The 24,855-nt window shown below is 48.1% G+C and carries 21 protein-coding genes; 1 reads left to right on the plus strand and 20 read right to left on the minus strand.

Features of this window, described 5'->3' with window-relative positions:
• Window position 1: 1 nt before the first annotated feature.
• The 5 genes from WF803_RS01760 to WF803_RS01780 all read right to left on the minus strand — a co-directional run bounded on the left by WF803_RS01760 (window position 2) and on the right by WF803_RS01780 (window position 5,324).
• The gene (locus tag WF803_RS01760) at window positions 2-1,009 is read right to left on the minus strand and encodes a gluconeogenesis factor YvcK family protein (protein WP_489611415.1); all 1,008 of its coding nucleotides are present in this window, start codon (window positions 1,007-1,009) and stop codon (window positions 2-4) included.
• On the minus strand, window positions 1,006-1,896 hold the full coding sequence (gene rapZ, locus WF803_RS01765; protein ID WP_489611416.1) for an RNase adapter RapZ: 891 nt from the start codon (window positions 1,894-1,896) through the stop codon (window positions 1,006-1,008). Before rapZ ends, WF803_RS01760 begins: the two co-directional genes overlap by 4 nt.
• A 16-nt stretch (window positions 1,897-1,912) precedes the next feature.
• Window positions 1,913-3,628: a phospho-sugar mutase gene (locus tag WF803_RS01770; protein ID WP_489611417.1), complete on the minus strand. Its 1,716-nt coding sequence runs from the start codon at window positions 3,626-3,628 to the stop codon at window positions 1,913-1,915.
• Window positions 3,629-4,008: 380 nt separating this feature from the next.
• Complete coding sequence (locus WF803_RS01775; protein WP_489611418.1) at window positions 4,009-4,917, minus strand: ISLre2 family transposase; 909 nt, start codon at window positions 4,915-4,917, stop codon at window positions 4,009-4,011.
• Between the two features lie 11 nt (window positions 4,918-4,928).
• Window positions 4,929-5,324, minus strand: coding sequence for a UPF0236 family transposase-like protein (locus WF803_RS01780; RefSeq protein WP_489611942.1), 396 nt, complete (start codon window positions 5,322-5,324; stop codon window positions 4,929-4,931).
• Between the two features lie 236 nt (window positions 5,325-5,560).
• On the opposite strand from WF803_RS01780, the gene WF803_RS01785 reads away from it, so the two are divergent.
• The gene (locus tag WF803_RS01785) at window positions 5,561-6,679 is read left to right on the plus strand and encodes a hypothetical protein (protein ID WP_489611419.1); all 1,119 of its coding nucleotides are present in this window, start codon (window positions 5,561-5,563) and stop codon (window positions 6,677-6,679) included.
• A gap of 39 nt (window positions 6,680-6,718) precedes the next feature.
• Here WF803_RS01785 and trxB read toward each other — a convergent pair whose 3' ends face one another.
• From trxB to WF803_RS01860, 15 genes are all read right to left on the minus strand, one after another.
• On the minus strand, window positions 6,719-7,642 hold the full coding sequence (gene trxB / locus WF803_RS01790) for a thioredoxin-disulfide reductase (protein WP_489611420.1): 924 nt from the start codon (window positions 7,640-7,642) through the stop codon (window positions 6,719-6,721).
• A gap of 11 nt (window positions 7,643-7,653) precedes the next feature.
• Entirely contained in the window at window positions 7,654-8,715 is a 1,062-nt protein-coding gene (locus WF803_RS01795) for an NAD(P)H-dependent glycerol-3-phosphate dehydrogenase (protein WP_489611421.1), read from the minus strand.
• Between the two features lie 5 nt (window positions 8,716-8,720).
• Window positions 8,721-9,566, minus strand: coding sequence for a prolipoprotein diacylglyceryl transferase (gene lgt, locus WF803_RS01800; RefSeq protein ID WP_489611422.1), 846 nt, complete (start codon window positions 9,564-9,566; stop codon window positions 8,721-8,723).
• On the minus strand, window positions 9,566-10,498 hold the full coding sequence (gene hprK / locus WF803_RS01805; protein WP_489611423.1) for an HPr(Ser) kinase/phosphatase: 933 nt from the start codon (window positions 10,496-10,498) through the stop codon (window positions 9,566-9,568). The genes lgt and hprK overlap by 1 nt, the downstream gene beginning before the upstream one ends.
• A gap of 20 nt (window positions 10,499-10,518) precedes the next feature.
• A complete protein-coding gene (locus WF803_RS01810; protein ID WP_489611424.1) occupies window positions 10,519-11,130 on the minus strand; it encodes a hypothetical protein in 612 nt (203 codons plus the stop codon).
• A gap of 487 nt (window positions 11,131-11,617) precedes the next feature.
• Entirely contained in the window at window positions 11,618-12,010 is a 393-nt protein-coding gene (locus WF803_RS01815) for a phage holin family protein (protein ID WP_489611425.1), read from the minus strand.
• Window positions 11,995-12,291: a PspC domain-containing protein gene (locus WF803_RS01820; RefSeq protein WP_489611426.1), complete on the minus strand. Its 297-nt coding sequence runs from the start codon at window positions 12,289-12,291 to the stop codon at window positions 11,995-11,997. Before WF803_RS01820 ends, WF803_RS01815 begins: the two co-directional genes overlap by 16 nt.
• 16 nt (window positions 12,292-12,307) lie before the next feature.
• On the minus strand, window positions 12,308-14,002 hold the full coding sequence (locus WF803_RS01825; RefSeq protein ID WP_489611427.1) for a DUF4097 family beta strand repeat-containing protein: 1,695 nt from the start codon (window positions 14,000-14,002) through the stop codon (window positions 12,308-12,310).
• Window positions 14,003-14,079: 77 nt separating this feature from the next.
• On the minus strand, window positions 14,080-17,133 hold the full coding sequence (locus WF803_RS01830; protein WP_489611428.1) for an AAA family ATPase: 3,054 nt from the start codon (window positions 17,131-17,133) through the stop codon (window positions 14,080-14,082).
• Window positions 17,133-18,284 (minus strand): exonuclease SbcCD subunit D, encoded by a 1,152-nt coding sequence (locus WF803_RS01835; protein WP_489611429.1) that lies wholly within the window; start codon window positions 18,282-18,284, stop codon window positions 17,133-17,135. The genes WF803_RS01830 and WF803_RS01835 overlap by 1 nt, the downstream gene beginning before the upstream one ends.
• 10 nt (window positions 18,285-18,294) lie before the next feature.
• The gene (gene uvrA, locus WF803_RS01840; RefSeq protein ID WP_489611430.1) at window positions 18,295-21,117 is read right to left on the minus strand and encodes an excinuclease ABC subunit UvrA; all 2,823 of its coding nucleotides are present in this window, start codon (window positions 21,115-21,117) and stop codon (window positions 18,295-18,297) included.
• 237 nt (window positions 21,118-21,354) lie between these two features.
• Window positions 21,355-22,146, minus strand: coding sequence for a phosphate ABC transporter ATP-binding protein PstB (gene pstB / locus WF803_RS01845; protein WP_489611431.1), 792 nt, complete (start codon window positions 22,144-22,146; stop codon window positions 21,355-21,357).
• Entirely contained in the window at window positions 22,147-22,968 is an 822-nt protein-coding gene (gene pstA / locus WF803_RS01850) for a phosphate ABC transporter permease PstA (RefSeq protein ID WP_489611432.1), read from the minus strand.
• Window positions 22,965-23,840 carry a phosphate ABC transporter permease subunit PstC gene (pstC, locus tag WF803_RS01855; RefSeq protein WP_489611433.1) on the minus strand — a complete coding sequence of 292 codons (876 nt, stop codon included), beginning with the start codon at window positions 23,838-23,840 and terminating at the stop codon, window positions 22,965-22,967. The genes pstA and pstC overlap by 4 nt, the downstream gene beginning before the upstream one ends.
• A 56-nt stretch (window positions 23,841-23,896) precedes the next feature.
• Window positions 23,897-24,829 (minus strand): substrate-binding domain-containing protein, encoded by a 933-nt coding sequence (locus WF803_RS01860; RefSeq protein ID WP_489611434.1) that lies wholly within the window; start codon window positions 24,827-24,829, stop codon window positions 23,897-23,899.
• Between the last annotated feature and the right edge of the window lie 26 nt (window positions 24,830-24,855).

The raw sequence follows: 24,855 nt of genomic DNA on the forward strand, positions 1-24,855 counted from the left end.
CCTAACATAATTCTTCGTAATAATTTAATAGCGCCCGCACCAACTTCTGCTGGTCATGATAGACACCTTGGGGCTTTAAGTCCAGTAAATCGGTTTGAAAAATCTGGTCACATTCTTCTGCGAGCCCCTTAGCGTCATGGCTCACCTGCACCAGGTAATCCGGACTATCCGGACGGTGAATGTAAGCTTTAGGCACGACTTTATTATTCAGTAAGACCGCGTTTAAGGCTTTTTTCCCTAAATGCTGGTGAATCACACGCACATGGTCAGCGTCACTAAATTGCTCGGTCTCTCCTAATTGCGTCATGATATTAACTAGGTACACGAGGGGCGCTTTTGTCTTTAATAGAGCTTGGCGAATTTCAGGAATGCAAATGTTAGGCAAGATCGAGGTGTAGAGGGAACCAGGTCCTAAAATAATCATATCACTGTTCATAATAGCTTCCACCACGCCTCGCCCAGCCTGCGGCTCCATCGTCCTTCCCGCTGCATCACGAGCAAAAACACTCACGCGCTCAATCGGCTGGCGGCGGGCAACAATGGCCGTCTCCCCTTCCACCTCAACGCCATCTTGAAAACGAGCTCGCAAGCATAAGGCTTGCTCAGAAGCTGGCAAGACCGTGCCTTGAACCTTCATCAATTCGCCTAGCATAGTCAAAGCCTGGTAAACATCGCCCTGCATCTCGGAAACAGCTGCAATCAGGAGATTGCCCACAGTGTGCCCGGAAAATTCCTGGTCCGTTAAGGCAAAGCGATATTGGAAAATATCCTTGTAAATGGGAGGCAGGGCCGAGAGCGCGACTAGGCAATTTCTGATATCCCCAGGGGGAATCGTTTTGATGGAAGAGCGAATACTGCCGCTACTGCCCCCATCATCGGCAACCGTCACAATCGCACTGACGGAAAAAGCCGCCCGCTTTAAGCCTGCAAGCAAAACCGGCAGACCTGTCCCCCCACCTAGCACCGTCAAACGCGGGTGCTCCTTGGGGCTAATTTTACCCAGGGTCATGAGCGCGTCACCGCCTTTCGCCGCTTATTAATATCTCGGTGCGACGTATGCGTTTGGTAGCCCGCCTCCTCAATATGCTGGCCCACGCGTTCGGTCAGGGCTACGGAACGATGCTGGCCGCCGGTGCAACCAATCGCAATACTCAAACTCGCCTTGCCTTCCCGTTCATAGCGAGGCAGGGTAAAGTCCAAGAGGTCAATCAGTTTCTGGTAGAAAACTTCCGTGTCGTGCTGGGCCATCACATAATTATAGACCGACACATCCAAACCCGTTAATGGGCGCAAGTCATCGACGTAATGGGGATTGGGCAAGAAGCGCACATCCATCACAATATCGGCGTCAATGGGCAAGCCATATTTAAAGCCAAAGGAAATCATCTCCACCATAAAAATATGGTGCTCAGCCGACTGGTATTCGCGTATCAGCATATCGCGCAATTCCCTTGGCCTGAGGGAAGTGGTATCAATAATGAGGTTGGCTTGGGCCCTTACCGGCTCAAGCTGGGTGCGTTCCTTCTCAATTCCCGACAAAATAGTCCCCCCGGCCTGCTGCAAGGGATGGTTGCGCCGGGTTTCCTTATATCGGCTCACCACCGCTTGATCACTGGCATCGAGATAGATGAGCGTTAATTTAATATGCTGCTTACTCTGTAAAGTCGTAAAAGTGTCTTGCAATTCCTTAAAAAATTGCCGGGACCGCAAGTCAATCACCAGGCAAACTTTTTGAATGGCGTCTTGCTTTTGCAGTAAATCCCAAAAGGTAGGAATCAGGGACGGTGGTAAATTATCCACGCAATAGTAGCCCATATCTTCAAAACTCTGCAAGGCCACCGTTTTCCCCGCCCCACTCATGCCGGTAATAATCACTAATTCTAAGGGCGCTGACATCACTCGCCCTCCTTTCCTAGGTTAACCACGAATTGACCTCAGCCTCATAATGAGCGAGGCGAGCCTTGGCTTCTGCTCGACTCTTGCTTTTAACGCCGAGGTAAATTTTTAGTTTCGGTTCCGTACCGCTCGGCCGTAAAGCCAACCAGGTCTCATCCGCCAAACGATATTTCAACACATTCGACTGCGGTAAGGATAAAGTCTGCTCCCCACCTTCGACCCATTGCACCTTACCACGCTCGTAATCTTCACAAGCTAAAACGGAAGTCCCCGCGATCGTTTTTTTCGGTTGGGCGCGCAAGTTAGCGAGCAGCGTTTTAATCTCAGCATGCCCATGCTCACCAGGTTTTTTAATGGCCAAAGTTTTCTCCAAATGATAGCCATACGTTTCGAAAAGGTCAGTGAGTGCCTGCCAGAGGGAGCGGCCGTGTTTTTTATGGTAAGCCGCGACTTCACTCAGGAGTAAGGCGGCTTGGATCGCATCCTTGTCCCGCACAACGGGCAAACGTAAAAAGCCATAACTTTCCTCAAAAGCTAGGGTTAGCTGATCGTGATCCTGGCCTTCCAGCAGGGCAATTTGCTCAGCCAGCCATTTAAAGCCGGTCAAGGTTTCAAGCACCTTCAGGCCCTTCTTCTTAGCGATCACAGCCGGCAGCTCACCGGACACAATGGATTTCATCAGCACGCCCACTTGCCCAGTTTTTACGGGAGCGGCCTCTACGCAATAAGCCAAGAGTAAGCTGGCGATTTGATTGCCCGTTAGCACTTGGTAAGTCCCCGTATCATCAGGCACCATGGCCCCTAGGCGATCCGCATCTGGGTCACTCGCCAAAAGCAAATCCGCCTGCTCACGTTCCCCGTAGACTTTTGCTAGGGAAAAAGCCTGGGCTTCCTCAGGGTTCGGGCTGGCCGTATGGGCGAAATCCGCATTCGGCTGGGCTTGCTCTAAAACTGTCGTCAAATGGGAATAACCTGCCTGCGCAAAAGCTTGGGTCATTAGCGCCTGGCCTGTCCCTTCTAAGGCTGTATAGACAATTTTTAAGGACGAGGCCTCCCGCAAAAGTTCAGGTTGAATGTTCGTGGGGGCAATGGCTTTTAAGTAATGCTTGTCCCAAGCAGGAGGTAATTCTTCCACCTGAACTTCGGACCAAGCTGGCAAGGCAATAGCTAAGGGATCCAGATGCTTACGGTAAGCCAGCAAGCGATCCACATGCTTCGGCACCATTTGCGCCCCATCCGCCCCGTATAATTTATAGCCATTGTAATTTTTAGGATTGTGGCTGGCGGTGAGCATAATACCCGCAAAGGTCCCTAATTCCCGCACCGCAAAGGATAATTCAGGTGTGGGCCGCGGTTCGGTGAACAGGTAGGTTTTAATGCCTTGGCTACTCAACAAGGTGGCAGCCTCGCGGGCAAAACGAGTGCTTCCATGGCGATTGTCATAGGCCAAGACCACCCCCGCAGCCTTCGCTGCTTCGCCTTCTGCTTCCAGCAATTGCGCTAAGGCCAACGTGACCTGGCGGACCGTATAAGTGTTCAGACGATTAGGCCCAACGCCCAATTCTCCCCGCATGCCGGCAGTCCCAAATTTAATGGGCTGGAAAAAAGCCTCATAATAAGACTCTGGACTTTTGCTTATGAGGGCTAATTCTTCGGCCAAGGCCGGCTCTATATCCGCTGCTTGCCAGTGCTTCAAATGTGCTTTTGCTGCTGCTAACTGCTCCTTATCCATCTAATCTCCTCCTGTTCAAGCCAAGCCCACCCGCAGGTGACTCGTATTTTTATTGTACCAAAATTTACCCCGCCTGTCTTTTTCCATCGGTATAGGTTAGTGTCAAGCAATGCTCGGTCAATCATAAAGAACTCTATCTCGTATCTAATTATTCAAAAGTCACTTCGTTTTTGTGCTAAAGGACGCTGCGTTGAAAAGCAGTGGCACCGGCTTACGCTTCATAGAAGCTTACGCCTGACCGTCCTATTCTGGCTCTATGTCGTTGGATAGGCCTCGCTACGCTCACCCTATCGGCACTCCGAGAGCCAGATATACGGACGGCCTGCTAACACTGCTAACGCAGGTCTTTAGCACGCACTCCGTGTCTTTTGGCGAAGCAGCTAACAAAATGTATGGTATAATTTCCCGACCATACTGCTTGACACTTCACTTGGAATCGTGCCCTGATGGGCACCACAAGAACTTTGTTGCGGCCTGTGACATAGTATTGCCCTAACAAGCCCTGGATATTCGGGTATAAATGGGCTTGTATTAGCTTCAATATCTGATCGAACAGCTTCTTCAAAACAATGATTAGATTGAGCGGTGATAATGGCAGCCATTGCTGCTGCGCCTTGACGGGTCCAATTTCGTCCTTGCTTTTTCATGCGATAAGTATAAAGCCGATGGCCTGCTTCACAAACGCCACCGGAAAAATGGTTTGGTAAGCCTCGCTGCTCTGCTGGTTTAATGAGTAACCAATTCCTTTGAAGATAAGCCCTTAGAGCTTCAATTTCAGCCAAAAACTCCTGATGATGGTGCCAGCGACTTTCACAGGTCTCCAAAGTAACTTGAACTCCTTCGAAATCATAAGCCCTTACTTTTTTAATGACGAGTTGACGCATTTTATGATCAAAAAATAGACGTGCTCTGATTTTTTGAATGACATGAAATTTATCGCAGAAATGTTCATGCCGAAGGCATACCCCAATCATCTCGTTAAAATCTTCCTCAGCATAGCCACTGCCACCGTCTGAGTTAGAGATCACAACCGTTTGACTTAAATCATAGTGGTCATTAAGAAATCGGCTAACTTTTTCCCGAAGGGCTGAACTTGATTGAAGAGAAGAAAAATAATGAGCTTGAATGAGTTGATGCCGCGAAGTGGATCGATCGACACCCTCATAGAGGGTCACACGATGCAGTTGAAGATGTTTTGTCCTGTTCCCTTTTTTCTTCTTTTTAGTGATTAAAACCCCATCCCTTTCAATGTATAGAAAAGGAATGGACCGCTTTTGGGAGTAACCCAACTTCTCCTCTTCTACTTTTTATTCTCAAAGTCTAAAATTTTTTGCCCAATTTCTTGAACAATATGATGTGCGGTCTGATGCGAAATACTAAAAGGCATTAATGCATTGAAGGCTTCTGCAGTCGCACGAAAAGTTTGCTTCGTACAAAGCTGGGCAATTTTTTCTTTGACTTGAGAAGAAAGATGACTTCTTGCTTCTAGGCCTAAACACAAATCTAGGGGAAGAAAGCTAGAGTGACATTCTTTTTTCATCCGACAACGTCTAAAAGTGACGGCACCAAAAATAAAAAATAGTGTTCGTGGTTCATAGCGAGCAATTTTCCAGCCTTCGGCTTGGTACTTTTGAATGAACTGATGATTAAGTTGAGTGAAAACCGCTGCAAGACATTCACAGCAAAAATTCTTTATATCGGATAAACAAGATCTTCAAAGCCACCTAAAGATGAGCAATTTTCCGTTTTTAGAATATCTGTGATAATATCATTCATGAGGACATCTTCTTTCTTTTTATTGTTCAACTTAAAGATAGATGTCCTTTTTTATTTTTCAAGTCTTACCGAACATAATTTTACACTAAGTCGGTATAGCTTTCGCTATGGTTCGATTTTCGTTATAATAAAAATCCAAAGTTAAGGAGGGTTATCATGAAAAAAATAGCTGTATTAGCCGTAACGTTAGCATTACTCGGTGGTTGCCAGGGAGCACCCGAAGATCCTACCACTCAAAAGCCAGCTTCACCACAAAAAGCGGCTAGTAGCCAAGAGGCAGCTCCCAAAGCCGAAAAAACCAGTCAAGTAAAGGAAGAAACACCAGCGCAAACTAAAGAAGAAAAGGAAACCAGTTCCACCAAGTCCGCGGAAAAGACTTTAGTTGATTATTTCCCTCCCCAAGCCCAAGGCCAGCGCGTTTACACCAGTGACGGCATGGAATTTAGTTCTTTTACGGAAACGATTGATTTTACTAGCGACAATTTACGGCAAACTCGCGAGAATAACGGCGGAACCTCACTCTTGAAACTGTATGCGATAAGTCCAAAAGAGGTTAGCCTACGCGCTCAAATGCCTGAATTTTATGTCCATGAAGATTACTTAGACCGCCTTAAGGATGAGGAAAAGCAAAAAATTTTACTTCAAGCTCCGCTTCAAGTGGGGCATAAATGGGCCGTACCGGCGGGAGAGCGCGAAATTAAAAGTCTTGATGCCAGTATCGATACGCCCGCTGGAGTATTCACGAACGTTTTAGTCGTTGAAGAGCATCTTGAGGGCCAAAGTACTTTAGAGTATTACGCTCCTCAGGCTGGCTTAGTTAAAAAAGTTGAAAAACTTGCTCAAGGCGAGGGCGACCCCCTAGAAATTACCACTGAATTGTCCGCAGAAAACAATCATTTCACAGAAACACTCACCTTCTATCCCGTAGAAGAAGTAGGCACGCCGGCTACCGACCAAATCTCTATCACCACGAATGATCCCTTGAAAAAACGCCTGCTCAAACCCTACCAAGAGGCCGGGACCTTGCCCGCTAGCTTAGACATTCTAAGCCTCTACAGCCACCGCGATCAAGACGGCCAAAGCCGGGAAGTCGCTGTCGATTTTTCCGAAGCGGTTAAAGAGCTCAAAAATGCAGGGGGCCTAGAAGCTCTACTCAAAACTATTGCCCATTATTACCAAGTCGACAAGCTTTATGTGAGTGCGGCTGGACAAGCCTTTACCTCAGCCAACGGGACATCTTATTCTCCCACGGAAGCAAGCCCCATCTCAAACTAAGTAAAAGTCCGGAGCCGATAGATAAGCTCCGGATCTTTTTTATTGATTGAGGTACTGGTAGGCCATTTGCCCCGCCAAGCTTCCGTCGCCGACCGCCGTAGAAATTTGGCGCAGGCGTTTTTGCCGCACGTCACCACAGGCAAAAATACCAGGCACAGTCGTTTGCATGAGTTCATTTGTGATGAGCCAGCCTTCATCATCCGTAATGCCTAAGTCTTCTAAGCCCTGGGTATTAGGACTTAGGCCGATGTAAATGAAGACACCGTCTGCCGGGAAGGTTTCCTCTTGGCCCGCCTTATCCACGGTTAAAACCCCTGTCACCTGCTGGTCATCGCCAAGAATTTCCTTCACATTACGATTCCACAAGAAGCTCACCTTGTCGTTGGCGCGGGCACGTTCCTGGAGGATCTCCTGGGCACGCAAGGTATCCCGCCGGTGGATAATGGCAACTTCTTCAGCGAATTGGGTCAAATATGTCCCCTCTTCTACGGCAGAGTCACCCCCACCGATGACTTTTAATTTCTTGCCCTTGAAAAAGGCTCCATCACAAACGGCACAGTAACTTACGCCGCGGCCGGCATATTCTTCTTCTCCGGGCACGTTCAGGTGTTTTTGCGTGGCACCAGTCGCTAGAATGACAGCTTTGGCTGTATACGTGCCATTATCGGTTTCCACGACATGCTGGCCGTCTTGAGGAGTAATTTGCTTCACGGTCCCATAAGCATATTCAGCGCCAAATTGCATGGCACTCTCATACATGTTATCAGCAAGGTCAGGACCGGTAATTTTAGAAAAGCCGGGATAGTTTTCAATATCTGCCGTGCTGAGTAATTCCCCGCCCGGCACACCGCGTTCGAGAATCAAAGTATCCAAGTTAGAGCGCGATGTATACAAAGCCGCCGTCATGCCGGCTGGGCCACAGCCGATGACAATCACATCAAAATTAGTTTTCTCTTGAGACATCCTTCACTCTCCTATTCACGATTCTTCAAGTATTGATCTAGGGCTTGGCGCAGCTGAACTTCACTTTTCCCCCGCCTTTGCATGAGAGTTTTAAGGGAAGCATCCACTTCTGCACCCTCATAAACAATTTGGTAAAGCATTTGCGTGATGGGCATATCAATACCCAAGTCCTGGGCCAATTCAAAAACCGCCTTCGTGGTTGGAATACCTTCCACCACCATGCCCATTTCTGCTTCAATTTCAGCCGCTTTTTTCCCTTGAGCTAGCTGATAGCCGGCCCGCCAATTTCTAGAGTGTTGGCTATTGCACGTCACAATCAAATCACCCACGCCGCTAAGGCCACTAAAAGTCAAGGGATCGGCCCCCTGACTCAAACCAAAGCGGGTGATTTCAGCAAGGCCACGGGTAATGAGGGCAGCTTTCGTATTATCACCAAAATCCAAGCCATCCACTCCCCCAGCAGCTAGGGCAATAATATTTTTCAAGGCGCCACCAAGTTCGACGCCGACTACATCCGTATTCGTGTAGACCCGGAAATAGTCATTAAGGAAAAGGTCTTGAATGGTTTCGGCCACCGCTAAATCCTCGCTGGCCGCGGTGATGGTGGTAATATCTTTTTTGGCGACTTCTTCCGCATGGCTGGGGCCTGATAAAATTGCCAGACCCGTGTAGCTATCCGCTGGCAGTACTTCCTTTAAAATTTGACTGATTCGCTCATGGCTACCCTGCTCCAAGCCTTTGCTGGCATGGACAATAAGTGGGGGAGCTAGCTTTTCTTGAGCCAAAATGTCCTTCACTTTTAGGGCGACTTCCCGAATGGCCTTTGTTGGAACGACAAACAAAATAACCTCTGCCCGAAGGAGAGCAGCATTTAAATCGGTCGTCACTGAAATATTATCTTTGAGCTTTAAGCCAGGCAAGTAGCGCTTATTTTCCCGCTGGACATTCATTTGCTCGGCCAGTTCGGCTTCAATGGTCCACATGCAAACGTCATGGCCATTGTCACTTAACACACTTGCCAAGCCAGTGCCCCAGGAACCTGCCCCGAGAACCGCAATACGTTGTTGCTCCATGATATCTATCCTTTCAAATGTTGGGGAACTGGGTACTCGCGGTACGTGGGCCGCAGAGGGTCCGTCCGGCGTCCCCACCACCATAAACCGACTGCTAAAATGACAAGAATAAAGGACAAGATTTGCGAAATGCGCCAGGAGAAAAACATTAAACTATCAGTCCGCAAGCCTTCAATGAAGAAACGCCCTACCCCATACCAAATAAAATACAAGAGTGTCGTTTCACCCAGCTTCAAATTCGAATGGTCTCGTCTGGATAGCAGATAAATGAGTGCTGCTCCCACAATATTCCAAAGCGATTCATAGAGGAAGGTGGGCTGGTAGTACTGGCCATCGATATGCATGCCCTCGACGATAAAATGCGGTAAGTGCAATTGCTCTGTCAAGAAAGCTTGGCTCACAGGACCGCCGTGGGCTTCCTGGTTCATAAAATTCCCCCAACGGCCAATCGCCTGCGTCATTAAAAGGTAGGGGGAGAGTAAGTCCATCATAAAAAAGGGATTCATGAAGTGCTTTTGACAATAAAAATACAAGGTCAAAGCCCCAGCAATGACCCCGCCATACAGGGCCAGGCCGCCATGCCAAATCATGATAATTTCTCCGGGATGGGCCAAGTAATAAGGTAAATTAAAAAGCACATAGTAAAGCCGAGCCCCTAAAAAACCGAGGGGTAAAACCCAGAGAATAGCATCCGAGAGAAAGTCTTCATCAAAACCTCTTTGCTTAAATTCCCACTGGGCTAAACTGATGGCTAAAACAATCCCCGTCGCGATAATGAGCCCATACCAGCGCACGGGCCAGCCAAATAGGTGGAAGGCCACAGGGTCAATTTTAAGTAGCGGACCTAACATTAAACACTCTCCCTTCGATTGGCTTCAATGAGATTCGTTAGACGTTCTTCAAATTCAGTGGCCGAATTATAACCCATGCCATTGGCCCGCAAATTCATAGCGGCCACTTCAACAATGCTTGAAATATTCCGGCCCACTTGGACAGGCACCGTAATTTTAGGGATGGGCACATCAAACATGTCCACCATCACCGGATCAATGCCTAAACGGTCATACTGGTCACCCTCGCGCCAAATTTTCACCTCAATAATCATATTTAATTGCTGAGATTGGCGGACAGCTCCAGCCCCATATAGGGTCATAATGTTAATAATACCCAGGCCACGAATTTCAATCATATTTTCAAGAATTTTAGGCGCCTCACCCATGATGGTATAATCGTCTCTTTGGTGGAATTCCACGCGGTCATCAGCGACTAGACGGTGGCCATTTTTAATCAATTCCAAGGCGGCTTCGGACTTGCCTACGCCACTTTGGCCCATGATCATCACGCCCATCCCATAAACATCGACAAAAACACCATGGCGGGAAATTCTCTCAGCCAAGCGCTCCTGCAAATAAGTCGTTAAACTACTGGAGAGACGGGTAGTCGGCGCATCGCGGCCTAAAACGGGTAAGTGGTTCTCATTGGCTGCCTCGAGGACTTCATATTCCGGCTCTAAGCCGCGCGCAAAAACGAAAGCAGGCGTCTCCTTGCGGGCGAGACGCCGCATAATAAGGAGGCGCTCCTCACTCGTCATTTTTCTCATGTAGGAATATTCATTCCGGCCAAATAATTGAATCCGCTCTTCCGGATAGTAATTGAAGTAACCCGTCAATTCCAAGCCCGGCCGGGAAATATCAGCCACATGGACTTTCCGATCAAGGTATTCCTCCCCAGAAAGCACCTCTAAATCTAGGGCTTCTACTAATTCTTGCAAGGAAACAGCCATTGGAACCTCCCTTCTAACATCTAAAATTCATCACCCGCCATATTCTTAGGCAGGCGTTTCTTGTAGAAACGAGTCACCGCAAATAAGGCGATGACCAAGTATAAAATAACCACAGCTATCCGCCAGCCGGGGGGCAGAAAATGCACCAAGCCCAAGAGGAGGAATAAGCCAAGCAGAATTAGCGAATAGGTAAACACAAATTGCGTCAGTGCGATTTTCGCGCGTTCTGGCATCTGCTGCTTGGTAAACCAAGTCAGCATGAGAATAAATAAGCCAATAAGTAAAATCATCGGTAAGGAAAAAATGGGCGACCATAATAAGCTAATATCCCCAATTTGCATCAGGAGACTCGTCAAAACGAGTGCTAAGTAATTCATGGTTGTCTCTAAGTAAATATAGGGCTTTAACCAAATTTGCTGCTTGGGGTGCTTCAAGTGCCGATGGGCTAGCGCTAAATTAACGGCAAAGCCCACAAAAATCAGCAGCACCAGCGCGATGATAAATGTCAGAGGACGCCCTTCCCACAATAATAAGCTCCTAATGAGTCCAAAGGTCCAAACTAAGGAGAACGGTATGGTAAAGCCCGCTACTTTTTTCGTATAGTAGGCCGGTTGCTCAAATAAATGATCCATTGAAACACCCCTTTCTGCTTTGTTTAATCTGAAATCTTCGTTTTTTACTGAGGGCTTGGAGTTGAACTCACCACCGGTTCCTACGCTTCCGTTAGTTCGGCTTTGGTGATATGTCCTAGTAACGGGCGACTTTTAAGTCTAGTTCGGCCAGGCAGTCTGGACTTCCACTTCAACAAAATAAGGGTGTGAAGACCGTCCAAGAAGGAGGACGTTATGTCATAAAGGCAGGTTCGCACTTTCAGTGCGGTTCTGGCTTTAGTGCATAACGCACGCCTCCTTCTAGGTCTGAGCCTAACTACGTTTGAGACCGAGCTACGCCGTCTCTACAGTATTTGTTTCCAGTGATTTTGACTGCTGATCAAATTTCACTACCTTTGACAATATTTTACCATAGGGTTTTTGAGGACTCAATGTTTTGACTTGTGGGGTTTGTTGGGTGCTTTTCTCTGTAATAGCAAAAAAGCCAAGGCAGGCTTGGCTTTTAAATTTAATAGTAATGATCTTCGCGATATAGGCCGATGTCCCCGGTTAATCGCTCGGAGAACCACTGGTAAATACTGTAGAGCATTGAAGCAATCACGGCAGTGCCAAAACTGGCCAGGAAAAATTTAGGGCCAAGTAGGCTACTGGCAAAGTAAAACAGTAGGCCGTTAAGCAATAAGCGGAAGAGGCCGAGCGTTATGATTTGTAAGGGCAAAGTAATCAGGGACAGAATGGGCCGGATGAAGCGAAACACGAAGCGAATAACGACAGCAGCGAGTAAGGCTACCCAAGGGCTGGCGATATAGAAGTTAGGCTCTAGGACATGGGCAATTAATAAGAGACCTATCGCTTGTAAAATGGTGTTAACCAACCAACGAACCATTAAAAGTCCATCCAATCATGATCATCATCCTCTACCTTTTCGGCTTCTCGAATGTGGCCGTGCCCCTTGGGATGAGGACGATATTTTTTCTGAAATTCCTCTTCTCTAACATCGCGATCTGTAGGCAAAATCCCCATTAAAATGAGGTAGATCACAAAAACCAAAGGATTATAAAAGAATATTATCAGAAAGATAATTCGCAGTAGGGTCGACGAAACATTGAAGTAATTACCCAAACCTCCCAAGACGCCACCCATCCGTGAATCGGTGGTGGAACGTGTTAATTTTTTAGCCATCGAATCTCCTCCATTTCTAGGCATCTGCCTTGAACCAAATGTCACCATGGCTGGTTTCAATATTTAAATCAAGCTTATCTCGTTCTAAACCGCAAGAAAATTGCTTGACATGTTTGCCTTGACTCGTCGGATAGCTGGTGATTGCTAATTTCGGATGGCGGAACAAAATTTCCCCCGTATGAGTAGTAGCAAGGCCAGCCACCGCAGTATCGCTCGGTACATTAATTTTAACATCTCCCAGCCGAGATTGGAAATTTGCCTCGCGCACATCGGCATTCCGGATGGTAGCAAAAATATCACCATGCTGGCCGGTGACGGTAATATTTTTCACTGTCCCTACCCATCGAAAATCGCCTGTTGTCAATTGACTATGCAAGGTTTCAGCTTGGGACTGCAGCAATTTAATATCGCCCGTCATGCTGTTTATCGAGAGTTCTTTCAAGTCGCCATGAGTAAGGCGAATATCCCCAGTCTTCGTTTGCATTTCCAAGTTCTGGCCGCTCACCTGTTCGAGGTTGATATCCCCGGTCATGGTTTTGACATAGGCATCTTGGAAAGTGACGCCTTGAACTTCCAAATCACCTAATTGCGTTTCGATGCTTAAGTAATCCAAAGTATTTTCAGGAACTTTTAGCTCTATATCACAATAGATGAAATGACTCTTGGCTTCAAAACGCAAGCTCTCCTCATCGGCAAGAAGCACACTACGCTTCTCAAGCGTCTCCCTGGCATTGCGATTTTGATAGCGCCCGTAGACTTGGCCGCTTAGATTCAGTTCGATATCTGGCCGATCCCAAGTGCTGACGCGCACATCGCCGCGATTTAATTTTAACCTCACAACAGAAATATCCGTATCTGGATAGCGGTAAGTTTCGGCAAAATTTTGATCCACTAAATTAACGTGCAGGCCATTTTTATCAGTTTTCACCTGGATGGTGCCTTTGAGCATATTTTTAATTTTCTGCCCGGTAATCTTGATGGCCTCTTGCCAGCCAACGCGATCATTGCGCCATTCCTCGCCGTCAAAGTCAGCGAACATTTCCGAAAAAATATTCCCCGTGGCTTCCTCGTTTTCTAAATCCTCTGCCTCATCATCATCCAGATCAATAATGACTCGGTCATCGTCTCCTTCAACTGCATTCTCCTTGTGAATTTTATCCTTTAACTCAGCAATTTGGCTTTCAAGCTGCTTCACTCTCGCTGGGTCGGGCTCCTGCTTTAATTTCTCTCGTACCAATTGAATGGCAAGACGGCCGATTTCCTTCGCCATCGCTTTATTGCTAGCGGAGTTTTCGACTGCGCCGCGCGGCTGGGCCGCTGCCTGCTTGAGTAAGGCTAATTCCGTGGCCAATTCCCGGTAGCGTTCTTGAAGAGCTTCCTGTTTTTCGGTGAGCTTCGCAAAAACCTCACTATCTTTGCCTTCCGTTAGAATGGTCTCATCCATCTCTAGCTGCAGCTTGCCTAATTTTTCCTGAATGGCTTTTTGCTCGGCTTCATAGTGTTTTTGCTTGATTTCTAAGGCTGCTTTTTGATCACCTTGTTCCGTGAAAAAGTCAGCTAAAACATCAGCGTCTTCATCTGATAGCTGGCTGCCAGCGGCTTCCTCTGCGCCGGCTTTTTTGCTTTGATTTTCGAGTAAGACGAGTGCTTCTTCAGTGGTGAGTAAACCTTGTTCTACCAATTCCATGATGCGTGATTTCTCAAATGCCACGACCATCGCCTCCTTATGACTCTATTATCAAGCTTTAACCGGCATTTGTCATAGGCCTTAGGATGTATCTTTCCTTGTTAGGAGGAAAGCGGCGCCAAGCGTGAGCCATCAGGGCCAGGCAAGACGGTGAGATGGAGGGGTAAGGCCTGTTTTAATTGGTCAACGTGGGAAATCAAGCCGATCAGGCGCCCACTGCGAGCTTGCAAGTCGAGGAGGACTTTGAGGGCTTGTTCTAGGGATTCCTGGTCTAAGCTCCCAAAACCTTCATCGATGAAGAGGGTCTCAATATTGACCCCACCAGCTTCTTCTTGAATGACATCACTGAGCCCTAAAGCTAGGGCCAACGAAGCCTTAAAACTCTCGCCACCAGAGAGCGTACGGACATGCCGGCTATGGCCCGTATAGTAATCCATCACCGATAAGTCGAGGCCTTGAGCACTAGCCCCTTCTTGGCGCAGATCACGTTGGAATTGGTAGCGGCCGTCCGTCATCACCGCCAGGCGGGTGTTCGCCCGATTAACGACGTCTTCAAAATAATAGCCTAGTACATAACGTTCAAAGGATAGGCGGGTGAGTTCGCGGCGATTGCCATTGGCCACTTGCGCGAGTAATTCAAGTTCGCCATAATGCTGACCGTCTTGTTCATACGCTTTTAGGCTGGAGGCATAGTCCGTCAGGCGGGCTTTGAGATTGACGGTGCAAGCTTTTTCCCCTTCACGCTGCTCGCGAACGGCTGCCAATTTTTCCCGCGTGTTTTCTGCCTCCTTAGCATAGGTTTCACGGTCTGCCGTGAGGGCTTGATCCAATTTGGCAGCGGTGAATTCCGAGAGCTTTTGCTTAGCCGCGTAAAGATTTTGATCTAATTGCCTCAATTTTCCCGCGGCTTCCTCAAGAGTTTTTTCCTTCTCGCTCAGGGCTTGTACGTCTGCTTTAGACAAGTTTAGGCGGCTGAGCTCGGCTTGAACGTGGAGAACTAGCTCTTCTTCTTCTGCCTCTAATTCTTCCACTTGCCGCTCCAAGTGCTTATGGTTCTCCTCCAGCCGCGCCTTTTCTTCGCCTAATTTTTGTTTTGTGGCCTGTAAGTCGGCAGCTTTTTGCTCTAGCTTTTGAATGCTCACTTTTAAGTCTTCGCGTTGCTTTTTGAGAGCCGCGGCATCCCTATGAGCCAAGGATTGGGCTCTTTCTGCCAAGCTTTCTTCTAGGCGCTGGGCTTCGGCTTTATCATGCCGGTGGGCTTCTTTTAAACGAGCTTGGGAAATTTCGACCTGCTGTAAACTTTTTGCTTGCTTTTCCATTTCTTCCTGCCAAAGCTTGGCTTGCTGTTGGCAGGCGGCAGCTTTTTCTTGCCAATGGTCAACTTGGGCGGCCCCAGCAGCTTCTTCCTGCCGGTAATATTGGGCCGCCTCTGCCCAAGTAGGGGCCGCTTCTTCTACCGCAAAAATCTCCTCTAGGCGGGCTAGGTCTGCGGCCAGGCTTTCCCCTTCCTGCTGGGCCGTAAATAATTTTACCCGGGCCGCTTCAACTTGCTGGGCTAAAGCTTCCAAGGCTTCCTGGCTCAGTTCTTCCTCTTGGGCTTGGGCTTTGGCGGGATGCGTTCGACTGCCACAGACCGGGCAAGGCTCTGCCTCCTTGAGGTCTAGCGCCAATTGATAGGCCATATTTTTCCGGTAGAGCTGACTAGCTTCACGGTAACGTTCCTCCAAAGTCTCCCAAGCTGCTAAAGCCTGCGCTAACTGCTCTTCTACGGCCTTTTTATCTTCATTTAAGGCCTGATAGTTGTCATACTGCTCATTAAAACGTTGGGCTGCCGCTTGCTGCTCCCGGTAAATTTCTTTGGCCGCTTGAATTTTTGCTTGTAACTCCCGCTCTTCGGGTAATTGAGCTAATTTTCCCTTTAGGGCGGTGAGGTTTTGACTCAACTGGTCAGCTTGCTTTTTAGCGGCGGCAAGCTCTTCCCCTTTTTTCTGGGCTTTGTCCTGCCAGGTCTGGCAGCTTTTTTGATCAGCAAGGTAATTTTCCACTTGTTCTAAAGCCCGCCCTAAGTTTTCCTGCTCCTGGCGTTTTTTGGGCAAGGCTTCAATTTGCGGCTGCCAAGTGGAGAGCGCGGCCTTAAATTGGGCCTCTTCCTTTTGCCAACGGGCCTGCTCTAATTCCCCCTGTTTCAAGGCTGCCTGCTGCTTGGCGATTTTTTGGGTGAGTGTGGCCTCTTGGTCGAGTTGATTTTGCACCGTCCGACTGGCCTGAAAGGCTTCTACCTCCGCGCGCAGATCCTTGGTATCATGGTCCTGCCGTTGGTACTGCTGCCATTCCTGCTTGGCCTGGTCCAACTGGGACAAGAGGCGTTCGGCCTGTTCATGGCCTTGCAAGTCTTTCGTTAAAGCTTTCTCCTGCTGGCTGAGCTTTTCCACAGCCGCCCTTTTTATAGCGAGATGGCGTTCCCCCTGTTTTAAAAGGGGTAAGTCCTTTTCAAGCGCATCGGTAGGAAAATAAGCGGCGAGGCGCTCTTCATCATGTTTTAACTGATGGAAAGTCTGATCTAAAGCCTTCTTTAAGCTACTTTGCTTGGCTTGCAGATGCTCTTGGAAGGCCTTTAAATTTTCCGTGTGGAAGATTTGCCGGAAAATGCCTTCTTTTTCCTTACTGGAAGCCTCTAATAAGCGTTTGAATTCGCCTTGGGGCAGCATCACAATTTGGCAAAATTGGCGGGCATCCAAGCCGACCAAGGCTTCAATTTTTGCATTGGCTTCCGTAATTTTTTGATAGGTTTCCTGGCCATTCGTCAAATACACCTGGGCGGGCCGCTGAATCAAGCGGCTGCCATCCTGGCTGGCAGCCCACTGCTTGGGTTCACGGCGAATGGTCCATTCTTCGGCTGCGATTTGGAAGGTTAATTCCACAAAGCAGCGCGTCATGGCCAAAGCAAACTGTGACTTCACTTCACTTTCCTGGCGGGCTTGGCCACTTGTTTTGCCGTACAAGGCAAAAACCATGGCATCAAATAAGCTCGTTTTCCCCGCTCCCGTCGGTCCGGTTAATAGAAAAAGCCCCGCTTCTTGAAAAGGTGAGAAATCTAAGTGGCATTCCTCTTTGAAAGGTCCAAAAGCCTGCAAGGTTAAATGAAGGGGACGCATTATTTTGCCTCCTCTCGAGCGGCTTGGAAAGCTTGACGCACTAATTTTTCTTGGTAGGCCGTCAGTTCTTGCGCCGTCATTTCCTGGTAGAAGCGCTGGAATAGGCTTTCCTGGGAGAGCTTGGCTAAGCATTCTTTCGAGTGCAGGGCCACCTGTTCACGCTCCCTAGCCAATTGCACATAGCTTAAACTCAAAGCCCTAGGATAAGCCACAAGCAGACGGGCCATGGCTTCGTGCACAGGCTTTTCGTCCGTCAATTCCAAATACACGTAGTCGTCACTCCCTTGGGCCAGCAATTCCTTAAAGCTACCGCGTGCGATTTTCACCGTGCGCTTGGCAGGAAAAGGATGTTTTTTCACGGTGACTCCGTCGTGCTCTAAGTCGACCTCCAAGTAGACTTTCCTTTGGCCGGCTTCGGCCTTGGAATAAGAGAAAGGCGAGCCGCTATAGTACATGGGGGCATGGCCAACTTGCTGGCATTGGTGCAAGTGGCCCAGCGCCACATAAGAAAAATCAGCAAAATAAGCACTCGGAATATAGGGCTGGGTGCCAATCGTTAGGGGACGAGCCTGCTCAGAATAAACTAAATCCTCCCCTGCTTCCTGAGCTAAGAGATCATGCCGGGTCACATAGCCATGGAAAACGGCCAAATTTAAACGTTCAGGCCGCCAAAGCTCCCGGCACGTCGCCAGCTGGGCGGCCACCCCGGCCGGCAAGGAGTGGATATCTTCTTCGGGGTAGAGGGCCTTTAAGGGCCCATAATCCGTATAGGGGAAGAGGTAAATATCGGCTTCTTTAACCGTCACTCGCTTCACTTGCTGCCTGGGCAGGCCTTCAATATATAAGTCAAAATGTGCCAGTAATTCCTGCAAGTAAGCCAAGCGCTGGCCACTATCATGATTGCCACTGATCATCAAAGTCGGGCAGGCAACTTCTAAGGCCAAGCGTTTTAAAATTTGATGGACTAAATGCACTGCCTCCTGGCTTGGCAGGCTGCGATCATAGAGGTCGCCCGCCATAATAATGGCATCAGGGGCTATTTTTTTCACTTCATCGACCCAAGCATGCAACATCGGCCCTTGCTCTTCTAGCAAGGACCGTTCATTTAAAATTTTTCCAATATGCCAATCTGCCGTATGAATGATCTTCACAAGCCACCTCCTATTGCTCTGCTAATAGCGCGCGCAGGTAACGGCCGGTGTGGCTGCCCTTGACTTGGGCGACTTCTTCAGGCGTGCCCGTAGCAACCACTTCACCACCGCCATCCCCGCCTTCTGGTCCCAGGTCAATAATATAGTCGGCTGTTTTAATGACATCCAGATTGTGTTCAATCACCACGACCGTATTACCACTCTCCACGAGGCGATTTAATACTTTTAACAGGCGTTTAATGTCTTCCGAATGCAAGCCGGTGGTCGGTTCATCAAGGATATAGATCGTATTGCCGGTGGCCACACGTTGTAGTTCTGAGGCCAATTTCATTCGCTGGGCTTCGCCACCGGACAAGCTAGGCGCTGATTGGCCCAGCGTCACGTAGCCTAGGCCCACATCCACGATAGTTTGCAACTTTCGCTTAATTTTAGGCACAGCATCGAAGAAGTCCAGCGCTTCTTCAATACGCATATCCAAGACTTCCGCAATATTTTTGCCCTTATAAGTGACTTCTAAGGTTTCTTGATTATAGCGGGTCCCGTGGCACACTTCACAAGGCACATACACGTCCGGCAGGAAGTGCATCTCTACCTTAATAATGCCATCCCCCTTGCAGGCCTCACAGCGGCCGCCCTTCACGTTGAAGCTGAAGCGGCCTTTTTCATAGCCGCGTAATTTGGCCTCATTCGTCATGGCAAAAAGTTCGCGAATATCATTGAAGACACTGGTATACGTCGCCGGATTACTGCGGGGCGTGCGGCCAATCGGGCTTTGATCAATATCAATAATTTTATCCAAGTGCTCATGACCCGTCACTTCGGCAACTTTTCCCGGATGTTCCCGGGCCCCATTTAAATCGCGGGCCAGTGTTTTCTTCACAATTTCATTCACCAAGGAGCTCTTGCCCGATCCTGATACGCCCGTCACCAGGACCAAGCGTCCGAGCGGAATATCAACAGCAATATTTTTCAGATTGTTTTCACGCGCCCCCTTAACATGCAACCAATCGGTTTCCGCCGTCCGTCGTTTTTTGGGAATCGAGATCGATTTTTTACCGGATAAGTATTGGCCGGTTAAGGATTTAGGATTTTGCGCCACTTCATTGGGCGTGCCACTGGCAATAATTTCGCCACCGTGGTCACCCGCTCCTGGGCCCATATCAATCAAATGATCAGCTGTCCACATCGTTTCCTCATCGTGCTCGACCACAATCAAGGTATTTCCTAAGTCACGCATGCGCTCTAAGGATCTTAACAAGCGCGCATTGTCCCGCTGGTGCAAGCCGATCGAAGGCTCATCGAGGACATACATAATGCCGGATAAATTCGAACCAATTTGCGTAGCCAAGCGAATCCGCTGGGCTTCACCGCCGGAAAGGGTGCCCGCCGAGCGTTCGAGGGTCAGGTAATCCAAGCCCACTTCTTCCAAAAAGCCAAGCCGGGCATGTAATTCTTCGAGAATGGGTTTTGCAATCTCCGTATCCTGCTCAGATAAGTCTAAGTTATCAATAAATTTCAAAGTGTTTTGGATAGGTTTTTGCGTCATTTCCGCAATGTCATGGCCGGCTATTTTTACGGCTAAGGCTTGAGGGTTCAAACGTTTCCCATGGCAGGCCTCACAAGGCAATTCGGTCATATATTCCCGCATGCGTTCCCGCACCATATTGCTGGTTGATTTTTGATAGCGGCGGGTCACATTAGGAATCACGCCCTCAAAGGCCAGCATGCGATCTTGCACCTTGCCAAATTCATTCTCATAATGGAAGTGAAATTTCTGACCCTCTGAGCCATAAAGTATTAAGTGCTGTTGGTCGGCTGTTAAGTCTTTGAAAGGCTGATCCATCGGTACCTCGAAGGCCTGAGCTGCCTGCTTCAACAGAGTAGGATAATAAGCGCTCCAATTGGAATCCCAAGGTGCCAAGGCCCCTGCTCTGAGACTTTTATTTTTATCAGGGACGACCAGATCCACGTCCACCTCTAACTTCCGTCCCAAACCGTCACATTCTGGGCAACGGCCAAAGGGAGCGTTAAAGGAGAACAAACGCGGTTCAATTTCCCCAACCGTAAAACCACAAAGCGGGCAGGCATAATGCTCGGAGAAGAGAATTTCCTCACCCCCAATAACATCACAGAGGGCATAGCCATCCGTCAATTTTAGGGCCGTCTCCAAGGAATCAGCCATGCGTGCCCGAATGCCCGGCTTAATCACCAAGCGGTCCACGACAATATTAATATCATGCTTTTTATTTTTTTCTAATTCAGGCAGATCATCAATATCGTACATCTCCCCATCAATGATCACCCGTACAAAGCCTTGCTTTTGAATGCTTTGGAGCATGCGCTTGTGCTGGCCTTTTTTGCCGTAAACGACCGGAGCAAGAAGTTGGCATTTCGTCCGCTCCGGCAAGGCTTCCAAGCGGTCGAGCATTTGGTCAATCGACTGGCTTTGAATTTTGGTGCCATCATTCGGGCAAATCGGTGTCCCGACCCGGGCATAGAGCAGGCGGAGATAGTCGTTAATTTCCGTAATCGTGCCAACGGTCGAGCGTGGGTTTCGATTTGTCGTCTTTTGATCAATAGAAATGGCCGGGCTCAAGCCTTCAATACTATCCACATCGGCCTTTTTGGTATTGCCTAAAAACTGCCGGGCGAAAGCGGACAAGCTTTCCATATAACGCCGCTGGCCTTCCGCATACAAGGTGTCAAAGGCCAAGGAACTCTTCCCCGAGCCGGACAGGCCGGTAATCACCACAAATTCGTCTCTTGGAATTGTTACATCAATATTTTTTAAATTATGAGAACGTGCCCCATGCACTTTGATTTCTCGGAGCATACTGCCACTCCCCATTCTAATTTCAATTTTTTCTATCGATTAAGATGTTTATCATAACTTAAAAGTAGCGTGCTAACAAAGCAAGTGCCTAAGAACTTGCCCAGCCACTAGCTTTTCAACGGCTCGCTTCCTAACGAACTTCTGTTCCATTATACCAAAGTCTGCTCCAGCTGCTAAAAGAAAGCCAATAAAAAACCCCACCGTTTTTTGCGGTGGGGAGTTTGGGGACCGAAAGTTTTAACCGAATTGCCCTTCGATATAGGCTTTGGTCTGATTGAGATGGGGATTGGTGAAGAGTGTTTTCGTATGATCAAATTCAATAACTTCTGAACTGCCCGTCTTTTTTGCAGGATCCGCATAGAAAAAAGCCGTGTAGTCGGATAAGCGAGCCGCTTGCTGCATATTATGGGTCACGATAACAATCGTATAATTTTCAGCTAATTCACGAACCAGTGTTTCAATTTTAGCCGTCGAAATAGGGTCTAGGGCTGAAGTAGGCTCGTCCATGAGGAGCACATCAGGTTTCACCGCTAATGCGCGGGCAATACAGACCCTTTGCTGCTGGCCGCCAGAGAGGGCAATCGCATTGGATTTTAATTTATCCTTCACTTCGTCCCAAATACCTACTTTTTTAAGCGAGGTTTCTACTAATTCCGTTAATTCATCCTTACTAGGATGGCCATGGGTACGCGGTCCAAAAGCAATATTGTCATAAATGCTCATGGGGAAAGGATTGGGCTGTTGGAAGACCATGCCCACTTCCCGGCGTAATTTATTGATATCGGTTTGCTCATTATCGTAGGTATCCCGATCTTGGAAGTAAATTTTCCCTGTGATGCGGCAGTCTTCGACCAAGTCATTCATCCGGTTTAATGTTTTTAAGAAGGTCGATTTCCCTGAACCGGAGGGGCCAATGAGGGCGGTAATTTTATTTTTGAAAATTTTCATATCAATATGTTCTAGAGCTTGGAAATCTCCATAATATAGTGAAACATCTTCAGCTTCCATGACAACTTCTTGGGCTAACATTTAATTTCCTCCTATTGTGCGCATTTTGTTGGCTAACCATGACGATACTGCATTGACGATTAAAATCACAATCAGTAAGATGACGCCAGTGGCCATCGCTTCATTACGGTGTAAGCCTTCAGTGGATAGAATGTACATGTGCAAGGCCAAAGACCGTCCTTGACTGAGTACGTGCTTAGGTATTGAGGGGGCTGTCCCTAAGGTATACATTAGTGCTGCAGTCTCCCCGACAATTCGTCCAATCCCTAGAATAATACCGGAAAGAATACCGGGCATAGCCACGGGCAGGATTACGCGGAAAATCGTTCGTAATTTTCCAGCTCCTAAGCCAAAACTTGCCTGTCGCAAGCGCGGATCCACCGCAATTAGAGCTTCTTCAGTATTTCGAATAATCAAGGGCAAAATCATAATCGTTAAGGTCAAAACACCTGCCAATAAGGAATATTGCATATGGGCCGTAATGACAAAGGCCAGCATCCCAAATAAGCCAAAAACAATCGACGGCACCCCAGCTAAAGTTGATGTCGCCAGGCGGAAAATTTTCACCCAGCGATTATTCTTGCCCGCGTATTCAACCAGGTAGAAGCCTGCGAACACGCCCAAAGGAACAGCAATGAGTAAGGTCAAGGCCACCAATTCGACAGTCGTGATGATGGCAGGCATCATGGACACATTTTGACTCGAATAAGGCAGCTCGAACAACTTCCAGGAAAGGTAAGGTGTTCCATAGAATAAAATGTAGAGCACCAGCCAAGCTAAGAAGGCAAAGCTAATGCTGGCAAAGATATAAGTACAGAAACGGAGAATTTTGGAACGACTCATACCCGCTCACCTCGTCCCTTAACAAAAACTAAGACCGCATTTAAAACAAGAATGATCACGAATAAGGTTGCTCCCGTTGCAATCAAGGCATCGCGGTGTTTGCCAGCCGCATAAGCCATCTCAAGCATAATGTTAGACGTTAATGTCCGGGTCCCACTAAGCAGATTTTTTGGGAAAATAGCGGCATTCCCCGCGACCATAATCACAGCCATCGTCTCCCCAACTGCCCGGCCTAGGCCGAGAATAATTGAAGAAAACACGCCCGAATGGGCAGCGGGTAGCACAATGCGATAAGCGGCTTCATCATGGGTCGCTCCCAAGGCAACAGCTCCTTCATAATAGGGTTTTGGCACTGCCCTTAAAGCTGACTCTGACATGGTAACAATCGTCGGGAGTATCATCATTCCTAAGACTAAACTTGCCGTTAGCACACTCATCCCACTCGTAGGAATCCGTAAGGTTTGCCGACCAAAATCGCGAATAAGTGGCACTAAAACGACTAAACCAAAGTAACCGTAGATAATCGAAGGAATGCCTGCCATCAAATTGATGGCAGGTTTAAGAAAGGTATAGAGTCGTTTTGGACAGTAAAACACGAGAAAGACGGCAGTAAAAATTCCTGTAGGGGCACCGAGAAGTAGGGCAAGCAAGGTGACATAAAAGCTCCCCACTAGCATCGGTGCGAGCCCGAAAACTCCATTAGTGGCAGCCCACTTTGTACCGAATAGGAAGGAGCCTAGCCCATACTCTTGTAGGAAAGGCCAGCTCCGTGAGAAAATGAAGTAGCAAATGGCCCCTAATGCAATCACTGATACAGCGGCACAAAAGAAGAAAACTCCTTTCATGCCTTTTTCTAAATACTCATTGGTCATGTTTCCCTCACCTTTTACTAACGACCCGAGAACTTTCTATTCCGTTTTGAGGAAGCTTATTCACCAAGCTCGCCCCAAGAGGTTTTTTCACCGGTAAAGATGGCTTTGAGATCGTCTAAGGAAATTTCTTCCTTATCATTATCCTTGTTAACAATAACTGCAATACCGTCCCGGGCAATGGCTTCGCCAGTTAATTCTTTTTCATCGTCTTTGAGTTCGCGGGAGGCCATGCCCAAGTCGGCTGTGCCATCAATGGCGGCTTGCACCCCAGCACCCGAGCCGTTTTCGGTAATGGTAATTTGCACTTCAGGGTTCACTTCTTCGTATGCTTCCTTCAGTTTTTCCATCAAAGGCCCAACCGAAGTCGAACCAGCAATTTGAATTTGCCCGGAAGCTTCCTTGTCCCCTTCAAATGGCTTGGCGTCTTGGTCAACAGCGACATAGCCTTCTTTGGCAACAATGTCTTGGCCTTCTTTGGAGAAGATGAAATCACGGAAGTCGGCTACCGCTCCCTCTAAATCGCCCTTGTGAACAATATTGAAGGGACGAGCTAATTTGTAGCTGTCATTGGTAATGTTTTCTTCTGTCGCTTCAACGCCATCAACTTTAACGGCCTTAACCGTATCGTTTAAGGAACCCAAAGAAATATAACCAACGGCTTGTGGGTCCCCAGCAACAGTGGTCATGACCGCATCCGTACTGTTTTGGATATCAGCCGTATCAACCGTGCTATCGGTGTCGCCGTCTTTGACTTTAGTAATTTCGGTGAAGGCGTCCCGAGTCCCGGAACCCTCTTCCCGGCTGATAACTTGGATTAATTCATCGGCGCCGGCTTTATCACCGCTAGCTTGGCTTTCTTCTTGCTTAGGTTCTTCAGGCTTAGCGGCCTCTCCAGAACTGGCCGATTGGCCCCCACCTTGACTGCCGCAGGCGGCTAAGCTAAAGCTTGCTCCTAAAATAAGTGCGATTTTTTTCCAATTGATTTGCATCAGACTCATCCTTTCCATCTTGCCAT

Source organism: Aerococcus sp. BD502, assembly GCF_057919555.1.